The sequence below is a fragment of the Hungatella sp. genome (assembly GCF_046966825.1).
This window is the reverse complement of record NZ_JBKVCZ010000033.1, coordinates 25,555-38,052: the sequence shown is the minus strand read 5'-3', so window position 1 is coordinate 38,052 and position 12,498 is coordinate 25,555. Positions and strand designations below refer to the sequence as shown.

Sequence of the window (12,498 nt, the reverse complement as noted above, 5' to 3'; positions counted from 1 at the left end):
ATATCTGAGAGTGCTCTTAATTTTCTCTCTGTCTTCCTGCCCGCATGGCTGCACCTAGCCTTTCACAGCTCCGCTCACCATGCCGTCTACAAAGTATCTCTGAGCGCAAAGGAAGAAGACGACGATCGGCGCGATCAGGATTACCGAGGATGCCATCAGAATCGACATGTTGGATCCGTAACTTCCGTTCATAGACAGAAATCCTAAAGTAGCGGTAAAGTTCTTTTCCCCCTGTAAGAAGGTACTTGATACAAGATATTCATTCCAGGACTGAAGGCCGATCAGAATTCCAACCGTGATTAACCCCGGCGAAACCACCGGACGCATCACATGCCAGATCACCTGTCCTGTGTTGGCCCCGTCAATTCTGGCCGCGTCCTCCAGTTCCTTCGGCACATTTAAGAAAAATGTTCTCATCAGAAATACCGACAGCGGCATAAACATAGCCGACAGAATCAGACTGGTTGCCGGAATATTTCCAATCAGGTTAAGCTTTGCAAAAGCATAATACAGCGGGAATAAGAACAACTGAATCGGAACAGTCATCGCCATCATAAAGTAGGTGAGTATGATGCCGCTCCCCTTGATCCGGTAACCCGACAGCACATAGCCCGCCAGAGTGGAACAGACCAGAATGATGAGAATCGTACAGCCGCTCAGCTTGATACTGTTGATAAACCCATGGGCAAATTTACCTGTCGTCCACGCCTGGATAAAATTCTCCAGATGAAGCACTTTGGGAATCGACAATGGATTCCTTACAATTTCAGCATTTGTCTTAAATGCGTTGATGACCACCAGCGCAATCGGAAGCAGGCAGATAAGCAAAAGCAGAATCAATACAAAATGAATCAGCACATTGATCCATATTCTTTTCTTTTTCGAAGAAACTCCCATATTCTCCTCCTAATCCATGTTTTCTTTGCGGCTCATTCGCGTATAAATCAGAGAAGCAATCAACCCAAAGAAACTCATAAAGAGACCAACCGCGGCCGCCTTGCCTACCTTCATCTCACTGAATGCAAAGGAGTAGGCGTATGTACCAAGTACCTCTGTAGAATGTGCCGGACCTCCGCCGGTCAGCAGCTTGACGTAATCAAATGCAAGGAAGGAACCAATGACTATCATGACAAACATCAGATTTACCGTGGACTTAATATTCGGCAGATAAATGTAGCGGAATAACTGCCAGCCATTACAGCCATCGATCCTGGCCGCCTCCACCTGATCGGTCGGTGTCTGTCGTAATGCCGCCAGATAAATAACGGTCAAATAACTCCAGTAATGCCAGATATCGACGCCTGCACAGGCAAATATCGCACTTTTCATGCTGGCAAGAGGCGATCCCAAGTCGATTCCAAAATTCTTTAAAAATGAAACAACACCAACAACCGGGCTGAAAATCACGTTCAGCCACAGCATGGCGTTTACCGCCGGAGCCAGAACGTAAGGAATTAAAAAGGCCACCTGATAGATACTTCTCGTCTTCGATCTCGATAAGAGAAGCATCGCGGCCAGCATACCGATACACACCGGAATCGTGATGAACATAATGGTCCAGATTAAGTTGTTGCGGATTGCCAGGAAGAAAATCCTGTCTTGAAACAATTCTTTAAAATTCTGCAGCCCTATAAAATTAAAATTCTGCGAAATACCGTTATAATCCGTAAAGGAATAGACGATGGTCATGATTCCCGGGAGCAGGATAACGGACACGCTGATGAGCAGCGCCGGAGCAATCAAAAGATAATTCCAGTTTATCTTTTTACTCTTCATTGAAAACCTCCTCTTCATTGGAGAAAAATGACCGGTATGCTGTTTCCTTCCTGCATACCGGCCATCTCCCTTCTTCCCTTTTTAAGTTGCCTGTGCTGTGCTGATATCAGTTCATTGCCGGTTCCGGAATCGGAGGTACAAGGCCCTTAGCCAGTGCATCTGCAAAATCCTTATCTATCTTATCAAGATAATCGGATACTGATACCGTATCGTACCAGACATCCTCAATGTTCACCATACTCTGCTGTGTGGAAGCCGGGAAAAATACATTGTCATAATATCCGAAGTTTCCTTTATCCACGGCAGCTGAAATATTTTTCACAACGTCAACAAAGGACTGTGATAAATATCCCATCTTGCTGGTGTCAATGGTGGCTAAATCTTTCAGCGGTGTTCCCCAGTATCCCGGCCATGCGGTTGTCATCTCCTGCATAAATTCCGGCTGAAACATCATATCAATAATCTTAGCCGCCTCGTCCTTATGTTCCTGGCTTACATTGGCATTAATGGACAGGGTACAGGAAGCGCCCAGAGTATACGTTTCATTGGGAACCGTCTCTGTGGAAGGGAATGGGATAAACGCAATATTTTCTGTCTTATCTCCGGTAAAGAAAGACGCTGCCCACTGGAATGCGATTGACGGCCCAATAAAGAACGGAGCTTTTTCATCAGATAAAAGCTGCAGGGATTCACTGAAATTCAAGTTTACATAATCATCACCTGCAAGATATCCTTTATCCCACCATTCCTTTGACTTTTCGATCGCTGCGGTGACATTCGGATTGTTCCATTTTTCTTCTCCGGTCAGACATTTGTACATGGTCTCCGGTCCTGCTACATGAGTTAAAAATACGGAAGCATAGTTTTCATTCACTGGTTTCCAGCCCTTGTTTCCCGTAACAGATGCATACAATCCCTTTGCGAGAGCGTCATCCATGATCTTCTCCATGTCTTCGATCGTCTTCGGAACTTCCCAGCCGTTATCAGCCAGTACCTTCTTATTATAAAAGACTCCCATCGTGCTGACACCGCTGATTAAACTGTACAGTTTACCGTTCACGGTTCCAGATTCATAGAACGGCTTCAGGATACGGTCACTCCACCCGTACTGTTCGGAATAGGTATCCAGTGGCTCCAGTTTTCCTGCCTCTACAAGCGGCATAACGAAAGATGGACCGGAACCATATACGATATCGGGTCCCTGATTTGCCGCCAGTGCAGTTGACATATCCGTATCAACCGATGGTCTGAATTCGATAGCGAGCTTATACTTATCCTGAGAGCTGTTATACTTATCTGCCAGGATTTGCTGCATCGCTTCCTGTGCGTATGGCTCTGCGCCCCAGAACCACAAAGTGATCTCTTCACGTCCCTTTAAATCCTGGCTTGCTATTGTCGTCTCAGCCGCCGCCGTCTCACCCGCTGCTGCCGTAGTTCCTGCCGCATCGCTCTCCGGCGTGCTGGTTGTGGATATGCTGCACCCTGACAAAAGAGTTCCAACCATGGCAACTGATAAAGCTGCTGCAAAAAATCTTTTTTTCATTTACTTTTCTCTCCTTTTTCACTGAAATTTTCACGGTACCTTTGAGCACATGATAAATTTGTGATAAATGTTTCTGTAATTTCATTATATCATTTTATCTACTTTTGTCAATACGAAAAATGAATTCAGAATTTTCATTTTCTCCCTGTATTTTAATAGTGATTTATTCTTATTTATCAGTTATTTTAATATATTTTTTGTACATATAATCCAAATTTGTGCAGATAAACAGGAGTTAAACTGATTCTTTTATTTTTTCCCGTTTTATTTATTCAAATTCACTGTCGAAAAAGTGCAAAAAAATAAAGGCAGGAAACGAATCAATATTCTTCGTTTCCTGCCTTTGCAATATGTGGTATTTAACTTTTATTTAGCCTTTATTTAGCTTTTATTTATCCGTTATTTATCTATCAATCGACTTTTCCTTGCTGCTTATTGCGAATTATAACGTTTCATCTTTTTTCACTGTGTCTTACCGCATTTCACTGCGCTTTGCTGAGCTCTGATTCATCTCTCCCACCGAATCACGCTCCACCACAAACGGCGTGAAATAATAGTTTCTGGCCGGTTCCGATTCATCCGCGGCCGGCTCCTCGATTCTTCGCAGCAATACTTCAACCGCCTTGGAGGCCATCGTATCAGTATTCTGGTCCACACTCGTCAGCGGCACGTCCATAAGGCCGCACAGCTCCGTATTGTCATAGCCAATCACCGATAAATCACCGGGTATGGAAAGGTGATGCTCCTTTGCAAAGAGATACACGCCATAGGCCATCAGATCATTGCCTGCAACCACCGCGGTAACGCCTTTTTCCCACAGGATCTCCATTCCGGCCCGTCCTGACTCTATATCGTAATTTCCGTAATAGACAAGATCTTTATCAAATGGAATCTTCGCCGCGGCCAGTGCTTCGCGGTATCCCTCCACACGCTTTCTGGAGGTGTAAACATTCGCCTCGCCTACGAGGCAGCCGATTCCGGTATGGCCGTGCTTAATCAAATATTCCGTGGCAATCCGCCCGCCGTGTTTGTTGTCCGCCGTCACAAAGTCACAGAACACCGCATACGCCGCCCGATCCAGCAGCACCATGGGAACTCCGCTCTTCTGCAGCGATTTTAGCAGCTTCACATTTTCTTTATCCATCGTTCTGGGCGGTATGATGATGATCCCATCCACGTTCTTGGCCATCAGCCCTTCCACCGCCATATAGAAGCACTGGATATCGTCATTGGTATAACACTGAAAGACTGTGTATTCCTGGTAAAACGCATGTCTCGACGTTTCCTCCGCCAGCCTGTGATAAAAAGAGCTCATCACGTCCGGCACCACCATGCCGAGCGTCTTCACCTTCTTAAACTCCGAAAAATCTATTTCCGATTCCTTCTGAAACTGCATTTCTCTGGCGACCCGTAGAATATGCTCCTTCGTGTCCTCCGCAATTCTGGAAGGGCGGTTATTTAAAACCAGCGACACCGTGGTGGGCGATACCCCTGCCGCTTTTGCAATGTCTTTTACTTTTACTTTCAATGTTATCCCTCCCAATGGTTAGTTGATAAATATATTTATCAATAATATATAATATTTATCAGATGACGTCAACTGTTTTCTTCTTTTCTCATGATTCTTTACATGCAAAATGAAAATATCCGGTAAATCCCTGCAGCAGGAGATTTACCGGATACCAAAACAGTATGTCAGACTCTACTTATATCCCCCTCTCTGCCATACATTTTTCTTCTCTGTGGCGCACCAGCCGGGCTTCCATCAGCTTATCGGCAAGATCATCAAAGGATATGTTATTTATTTCCTCAATTCTTTGCACCACCTCCCGTGTAATACCCTCTCCCTCATTAAAAGCGCCGCATATCCCGCAAGCAATAGCTGCAATCGTATCTGTATCTCCTCCTGCTCGTACCACATATTCCGCACATTTCTGCAGATCAGCTTTTGCCAGACAGACAAAAGAAATAGCAGCCGTTACGCTCTCCTCTACAGGAAGTCCGGTTCCGATAATATCTGCAATAAAATCTATAACCTCATCCTCCGTATGTTTTTTCATATACTCTTGGCAGAGTTCCAGTCTGGCGCTGACAGAGGGGGCTCCAATCTGATTTCCTAATACACGGCCTCTCTCAGCGGCCTTTCGGGCAAAGTCAAGCATCTCCTCAAGCTTTTTGTCAGCAGACTGCCCCTCTCCTTCCGTCTTTTCGTATTCCCGTGTGCTCCTGATATTTGCTGCATAGCAAACTGCAGCAGCCACTGCACAGGCTCCGCTGATGGCAGGTGATGTATTGTGGGTCGGCAGGCAGAGCCTCCTGACATCTTCAATTAAGTCGTCCAGATCTTTCACCTCATGAAGCAGTCCAATCGGAAGAATCTTCATCGCCGCTCCATTGGTAGTCCCTGTCACCCCAGTTTCTTCCATCGGAACACCAGCGGCAATTTTCTCCATCGCCTTAGCCGTGCTCGGTCCGATTACTGTATTGCTCTTTGAGGATGTCTCCGCCCACGTTTTCAATAACTGTATGAATTTTCCAGGATCCACTTGTCCGCCACTGCCGCTCAGCATATCTATAACAAGAATCGTATTTATTGTATCATCCGTTACTTCGCAGGCTTTAAGCCCCTTGGATATAAAATTATTATCATCCCCCGGCAAATGTTCCCGAATTCTTCCGTACTCTGCAGCAATTTTTTCCCGGCTCCACATTTCCACTGGCATCCCAAACGAATCGCCAAAGGCTATTCCAACGAGGGCGCCACGAATTCGTTTCCACAGTTCTTCCTTCGCTTCCACAGCCTTCACCTCCGCTAAAACTTTACACTCTGTCACAGATATTGACCTACCATCTCCAGATCAGGTGAAAATCTTGCTCCAAGGCCGCTGCACGTATGTGCAGCACAAGCTGTGGCAAAACGCATGGAGGACAGCAGATCTTTCCCTTTGATGCAGTAAGAATAGATGAAGCCTCCCATGTAGGAATCGCCCGCTCCCGTAGTATCAATCACATTCACCTTTTTACATGGGACCTCATACTTCGTTCCATCCCGGTCATAAGCGGCCGAACCGCCGCTGCCCAGAGTAAAGAGCAGAACTGCATCTGTATAATTTCTTAAATATCCGCAGCACTCATCCAGGTTTTCAGTTCCTGTCAGATCAAAGAGCCCCTGCCTGCACGGAGCAAAGACATCGACTTCCCTGATACAGGCAAGAAGTTCTTCTTTTGATACTCCCAGACCATTCATCGTTGCCAAGCCCACCTGCATATTGAACACCGTTTCAATTCCTCGATTTCTGGCAGCAGTAATTGCCTTCATTGCCGGTTTTCCAGGGCAGAGATCTGTATAGAATACCTTCGTTTTCTCTACATAAAGCTTTTTCATATCATCATATTCCAGTTTTTCGAAGGTATCTCCCATGTTTAGCATAATGAATTTGTCACCATTCTGATCAATAACAATATCCGTGTGAAGTGTCACCCCCTTATCAAACACCTCCATGCACGAAGTGTCTACGCCTTCTGCTTTCAGATTATTCAGGATATCAAGCCCGTATCGATCCTTCGACAAGGCCGCAATATAACCGCATTCCGCCCCTAGTCTTGCCAGTTGTACAATCACATTGCTTCCGCTCCCCCCTGGCTGATATGAAGTATTCTCAACCATGCAGAAGCCGTCTTTTTGCGGGAGCATATCCACCTGCATAAGAACGTCCATCGCAATCGTTCCAAGTCCGCAAACTTCCATAGAAAACCGTCCTTTCCGTCAATCAATGCCTCCCTATTTCACTCGAATTCCGCTGCAGCTCATATGACTTCCTTCCAATACAGCCAGGCCGATCCCGCCGTGTAAATATGCCTCCCCATCGTCTGCCCAGGTGATTGTCTCTCCATCGATCCCGGCAGTAATCACATTCCCGGCAACATTAACGGTAATCTTATACTCTTTGCCGTACTCCCAGTCAAACAGCTTTGATGCCATCGCCTTATATCCATTTAAATTTTTAAATACGGTTAATCTGCCTGCCACATCGAATCCTACACCGTACGACCTCATTGCTCCCTGGCTTCTGACAATCACCATATGGTGAGTCCCAGTCATCGGTGTTATAGTAAATTCGGCCGTATAATCAGTCCAATCATACCTTCCAGTACTGATCTCGCCAAAATCACCGCATGCAATGTGGACTTGTCCATTTGCGAGATACGTATTGCCTTTCAGTTTTGTAAACTGGCTGATCTCTCTGTGCACCGTGCCAGGCCAGTATTCTTCTTCCTCCTTTGTGAAATCCACCCTGTAATCCGCTGCGCCGTCAGCATAGAGATCATCAACAAATCCAACAAAATCAAAATGTTCCATATGTTTACCTTCAATATGAAAACACATGCCCATCTCGCCAATTAATGCATCCATATTTCCCGGAATCTCGAATATCAGTTCTTCCCACTGTCCTTTTACCAGTTCTTTAATCTCTCCCTCATATACTTTTCCTGTATGAATGTCTCTCACATACAGGCCCGCTCTCGCTTTCGGCCCGTATTCCGGAATGCATACACTTCCATGAAGAGTCTGGCCTGGATAAACAAGCGGTGAGAAGCAGGGATCATAGCGGCTGTCCGAAAAGTCTTCCGGCCTGTAATAAGTTTGCTTATAAACGTAGACGTTTTCTCCAGGTTCCATAGTTCTGGCCAGGAACTTCAAGGAACGTTCCCCTGTATATGACGTCTCATTCGTATTCATAATGGAAAGTTCTCTGTTTCCGGAGGCCTTTCTGTCGTTTGTTTCAATTCTCAGTCTCATTGCATGGGTGGAACCAGGATACTCAAAGTGGCAGCTGTCAATCCTCGATTTCGTGATTGTCTTCCACAGTTCAGGAAGCTCTGTACCCTCCAGTTCACTGGCCAGCTTCACAATATAGGACGCCCCATAAGGGATATCCATAATATTTAACGAGCCCACTACGCTGGAGCATATGAGCAGATCATTGATCGGTTTTCTCCATTTATCATAAGAAATGCCTTCCAGCCCACAGATTACTCCCATAATCGTCGCTACATTTCCCACGTTGCAGTCTGTATCCCAACCACAGAGATTACAGATCTCCAGCGTACGGTCAAATTCACCATTTCCATACAGGAGAGCCAGAATCATCACCGCAACATTGGGAATAATATGGCAGTTTCCAGGATATTTGTCATAACCATAATTATCATGTATAAAATGATAGCACGCTCTCCAGTCATCCGGATGGCCCGCATGATACTCCATTACAATTCGTACCACGTTTGCATACTCGCAATTCTCCGGAATATAGCTCAAACCTTTTTCTATAATTTTAACAATATCTTTTTCGTCGAACGCACAGCTAATACAGGCAGCTACAAAGATACCGCCATACACGCCGTTACCACCATGGGTTACGCTGGCAGCTTCCCTTGCCATCGCAGCGGCTTTATCAGGATTTCCCGGATTTACCAGTCCCCATGTATCAATAAAAATCTGACCGCCAATCTGTTCCGCCATCGTGCTTCCATTCTGTTCGATACTCCCGCTTCTCGGCGCAGAAATGCCATTTCTCAAGTTTAAGTAAGCAGTATGCTCCGTTGATATACCAAATCCGCCCCACCAGAAAAATCCATGTTCAAAAGGGGCATAATTCAGCAGAGCTTCCGCCACATCCTGAGATTTCACATGATATCCTTTTTTGCTGTCTTCCACTGAGCGCAGGAAGAACAAAGGACCATTGCTGTCGTCATCTGCAGCAAAATTAATATAGTCTGCCGGATAATGTTCCAGCTTCTCGCCAAAGATATTTTTAATCTTATCATAAGTCCAGCCTTCAACAGGTGCTCCGAACCGGATGCCGATTATCTTTGCCAGCCATCCCGCGTATATCTTTTCTATATATTCAGTCTTCATATATTCTCCCTTTCCACTACCCTTTCACGCTTCCGCTCGTCATACCTTCAATAAATTTACGGCTGAACAGCAGATACAGTATAATAACAGGTGCAATCGTAATAACACTAGCCGTATAAATCTTCGCCATATCGCTGCCATACTCACCAGTAAATTTGACAAACCGGGTAGCCACCGGTTTGATAATCTCCGTAGTAACAAACGTATTTGACCAGAGGTACTCGTTCCACACATTCACAAACACAAGAATAGCCACAGTTAAAAACATCGGTTTTGCAATAGGCAGCGTAATTTTCATAAAGCTATCCAGTTCATTGCAGCCATCGATCTTCGCTGCCTCCTCCAGTTCTCTGGGAATTCCCGCCAGAAACGTCTTTAAAAGCAACATATTAAATGGTATCTGCATCGCAATGTATACCAGCATCAGTCCTACTCTGGTATCAATCAGATGAAGTTTGTTAAAGATAAAGTAATCCGGTACGATATAGAGAAATCCAGGCAGAGAAATTGCCACGAAGAAATAAGCATTAAAAAATCCTCTTCCCTTGTATTCCAGCTTGCTGATAGAATAAGCCCCCAAACCGGCCACTGCCAAAACCACGACAATTACCACTGCCGCTATCAGTAAGCTGTTAATATATGCCTGTCCGTAACCGCCGATCTGCCATGTCTCAGGATAGTTGTTAAACACCCACTGTTTCGGCAGCCCTAATGGCATCGTCTTTACCTCCCGATCCGATCGGAAGGAGTTTATGAATACCTGAAGCAGTGGCACAAGCGCAAACAGCAGCATCCCAAATAAAAATACATATTTAACGATATACCAGATACTGATTTTCTTTTTCTTATCCATTCTCAATCCCTCCCTTCTCGCTGATCACCTTCTGTACAAAATACAGTATGATGCAGATACCGCACTGAATTACGCAGAGTGCATTGGCATAACCCGCCCGGTACTTTGTAAATGCATTCTTATAAATATACGTCGACATAATCTCTGTCGCATTGGCCGGACCGCCGTTCGTCATAATGTAAACGTAATCGAATGTCAGGAAGGACCACATGATCGTCATAATGAGAACAAAAGCAATTGTAGGTCTGATTCCCGGGATAGACACGTGCAAAAGCTCCTGAAACCGGTTTGCTCCATCCACTCTGGCAGCTTCATAAAGTTCGGAATCAACCTGCTGCAGTGCTCCCAAAAATAACACCATGATAAATCCCCACCAATGCCAGTTGTCAACAAACGCAACCGAATACAGGGCGATCTTGGGATTTCCAAGCCAAAGTGTTTTCGCCAGGCCATCCCAGCCAAGTTTTGCAAATACCTGATTAAACCCATAATACGGGTTCATATAGGCAGTCCAGATTTTACCTGCAACCGCCGCCGATATGACATAAGGGATAAAAAATGTTGTACGAAAAATCATCTGCCCCCGGTTTAATTGGCTTACAATAATTGCTACAACAAACCCAAGAATGAGCGGTACTGTAATAAATACCAGCAGCCATTCAATGTTATGTAAGATTGCCTGTTTCACCATAGGATCCGCTGCAATCTCTTTAAAATTATCCAGGCCTATGAATTTAGCAGCGCCCAAACCGTTCCATTCATACAGTGACATAACCAGTGTGCTTAACGACGGCAGGGTAACAAGCGCAAGATGGATTACAAAGGCCGGAAGTATAAAAAGATATGGTGTCAAATGTATTTTCTTGTTTTTCACGTATTCACCTTCCTGATAAAACACGGATGAGTGTGCGTTTCATGGGAATTCCCTTAATATTGAAACATCACTCATCCGTGTCCGATTTATTTATGATTCAGCTTTCTGCAAGTCTTTTTAATTATTCAGGAAGCACCGGAGCTGTACCACTTGCCAGCGCAGCATCGAGATATTCCTGAGATTTATTCATAAAATCGTCCACGCTGAGTACCCCTAAGAACATAGAATCCACATTTTCATTCATATAGACTCTCATGTCAGACGGATAGAATGTCCAAGAGCAGAAACCAATCTGGTTGTTCGTTTGTGCATCCATAAGCAGCTGGTACTGGTCAAACATCTTCGGGTCCATACCCTCAAGTTTGGATATGTCGAAATCCTTTAAAGGATATGGCTGATACCCTGCTTCATTAATCGATGCATAGTGACGGTCCATACTTGTAAATAAGTAATTTAATACTTCCGCTGCCAGATCCGGATTTTTAGAGTTAGCATTAATGGAATACCCACCGCCTGTCGCAAACGGAAGTATGCTTCCGATCTCCGGATCTTTCGGCATCATCTCAGAATCCCAGTTACAGTCTGGATATGTCGTATTCAGCTGGTTTGAAGCCCATGTTCCATTTATCATCATCGCTGCTCTGCCTTCTGCAAAGAAAGCCATCATGTCTTCGTTCGTAATAGACTGAGAAGCGTTGTCTCCGAGCCAGCCTTCTGTCCACCAATCAACCATGGTCTGAATTGATGCAGTCAGCTTCGGGTCTGTGAATTTGCCTTCTCCTGTCAAGGCCTTACGAAGAACATCCGGTCCAGCGTAACAGCTGGTAAATGTTGAATACAGCCAGTCAACTGCGCCCTGATAATTGGAGTTTCCAAACGACAGTGGTATAATCCCTTTGTCCTTAATTTCCTTCATCAGGGTGATCAGCTCATCTTTTGTTTCCGGCTTTTTCCAGCCATTCTCTTCCATGACGTCCATATTGTAATAAATCACCATGCCCTCAAAGCTTGTCGGCAGTGAAAACAGTTTTTCATTATAGAAACAGCTGTCATAGGCCCAGCCATAAAACATATCCTGCCAGCCATATTTTGCCGCATAATCATCAAGTGCCAGAACACGTTCCGCTTTCGCGAATTCAGCAACATCGGTTGGGCCATCCAGGTCCAGAATATCAGGGCCACCGCCGCCGGCGACCTCCACCTGCAGACTTTGACGGTCATTATACATCTTGATCTCAATATCCACATCCGGAAATGCTTCCTGCAGTGGACCATCTATATATTTCTCTCTTACCGCCACCTGCGCCGCATCAGCCAAATACGTGGAAATAACCAATTTTTCTCTTTTTCCCTCACCCTTTGCTGCCTCAGTTTTCTCTGCTGTTGTTGTTTCTCCTGCCGCCTGTTTTTCTGTTGTCGCCGTCTCAGACGCTTTTTGGCCCGAGCAGGCGGTCAGTGCCAGCAGGCTCCACGCCGTCAAAGTTAATGCCAGTATCCTCTTTGTTTTCTTCATCATCTTCTTCTCCCTTCTC

10 protein-coding genes are annotated in these 12,498 nt (G+C 45.2%); all 10 read right to left on the bottom strand.

What is annotated here, in order from left to right; all coding sequences use genetic code 11:
* Window positions 1-54: 54 nt before the first annotated feature.
* The 10 genes from ACLTD4_RS12655 to ACLTD4_RS12610 all read right to left on the bottom strand — a co-directional run bounded on the left by ACLTD4_RS12655 (window position 55) and on the right by ACLTD4_RS12610 (window position 12,482).
* The gene (locus tag ACLTD4_RS12655; RefSeq protein WP_002601213.1) at window positions 55-897 is read right to left on the bottom strand and encodes a carbohydrate ABC transporter permease; all 843 of its coding nucleotides are present in this window, start codon (window positions 895-897) and stop codon (window positions 55-57) included.
* Window positions 898-906: 9 nt separating this feature from the next.
* Window positions 907-1,776, bottom strand: coding sequence for a carbohydrate ABC transporter permease (locus ACLTD4_RS12650; protein WP_055657638.1), 870 nt, complete (start codon window positions 1,774-1,776; stop codon window positions 907-909).
* A gap of 106 nt (window positions 1,777-1,882) precedes the next feature.
* Complete coding sequence (locus tag ACLTD4_RS12645) at window positions 1,883-3,319, bottom strand: ABC transporter substrate-binding protein (protein WP_117634384.1); 1,437 nt, start codon at window positions 3,317-3,319, stop codon at window positions 1,883-1,885.
* A gap of 472 nt (window positions 3,320-3,791) precedes the next feature.
* Window positions 3,792-4,847, bottom strand: a complete 1,056-nt coding sequence (locus ACLTD4_RS12640; protein WP_243008338.1) for a LacI family DNA-binding transcriptional regulator — start codon at window positions 4,845-4,847, stop codon at window positions 3,792-3,794.
* A gap of 178 nt (window positions 4,848-5,025) precedes the next feature.
* The gene (locus ACLTD4_RS12635) at window positions 5,026-6,117 is read right to left on the bottom strand and encodes an ADP-ribosylglycohydrolase family protein (RefSeq protein ID WP_147335899.1); all 1,092 of its coding nucleotides are present in this window, start codon (window positions 6,115-6,117) and stop codon (window positions 5,026-5,028) included.
* Between the two features lie 32 nt (window positions 6,118-6,149).
* On the bottom strand, window positions 6,150-7,067 hold the full coding sequence (locus ACLTD4_RS12630; RefSeq protein WP_117634390.1) for a carbohydrate kinase family protein: 918 nt from the start codon (window positions 7,065-7,067) through the stop codon (window positions 6,150-6,152).
* 33 nt (window positions 7,068-7,100) lie between these two features.
* Window positions 7,101-9,239 (bottom strand): ADP-ribosylglycohydrolase family protein, encoded by a 2,139-nt coding sequence (locus ACLTD4_RS12625; protein ID WP_117634392.1) that lies wholly within the window; start codon window positions 9,237-9,239, stop codon window positions 7,101-7,103.
* Window positions 9,240-9,255: 16 nt separating this feature from the next.
* Window positions 9,256-10,092 (bottom strand): carbohydrate ABC transporter permease, encoded by an 837-nt coding sequence (locus ACLTD4_RS12620; protein ID WP_117621491.1) that lies wholly within the window; start codon window positions 10,090-10,092, stop codon window positions 9,256-9,258.
* The gene (locus ACLTD4_RS12615; protein WP_117634394.1) at window positions 10,085-10,966 is read right to left on the bottom strand and encodes a carbohydrate ABC transporter permease; all 882 of its coding nucleotides are present in this window, start codon (window positions 10,964-10,966) and stop codon (window positions 10,085-10,087) included. Before ACLTD4_RS12615 ends, ACLTD4_RS12620 begins: the two co-directional genes overlap by 8 nt.
* 121 nt (window positions 10,967-11,087) lie before the next feature.
* Window positions 11,088-12,482, bottom strand: coding sequence for an ABC transporter substrate-binding protein (locus ACLTD4_RS12610; RefSeq protein WP_147335900.1), 1,395 nt, complete (start codon window positions 12,480-12,482; stop codon window positions 11,088-11,090).
* Window positions 12,483-12,498: the final 16 nt, after the last annotated feature.

Coding starts and splice junctions, on each gene's coding strand:
- ACLTD4_RS12655 (WP_002601213.1), bottom strand. CDS start 897: ATGGGAGTTTCTTCGAAAAAGAAAAGAATATGGATCAATGTGCTGATT.
- ACLTD4_RS12620 (WP_117621491.1), bottom strand. CDS start 10,092: ATGGATAAGAAAAAGAAAATCAGTATCTGGTATATCGTTAAATATGTA.
- ACLTD4_RS12645 (WP_117634384.1), bottom strand. CDS start 3,319: ATGAAAAAAAGATTTTTTGCAGCAGCTTTATCAGTTGCCATGGTTGGA.
- ACLTD4_RS12625 (WP_117634392.1), bottom strand. CDS start 9,239: ATGAAGACTGAATATATAGAAAAGATATACGCGGGATGGCTGGCAAAG.
- ACLTD4_RS12610 (WP_147335900.1), bottom strand. CDS start 12,482: ATGATGAAGAAAACAAAGAGGATACTGGCATTAACTTTGACGGCGTGG.
- ACLTD4_RS12650 (WP_055657638.1), bottom strand. CDS start 1,776: ATGAAGAGTAAAAAGATAAACTGGAATTATCTTTTGATTGCTCCGGCG.
- ACLTD4_RS12630 (WP_117634390.1), bottom strand. CDS start 7,067: ATGGAAGTTTGCGGACTTGGAACGATTGCGATGGACGTTCTTATGCAG.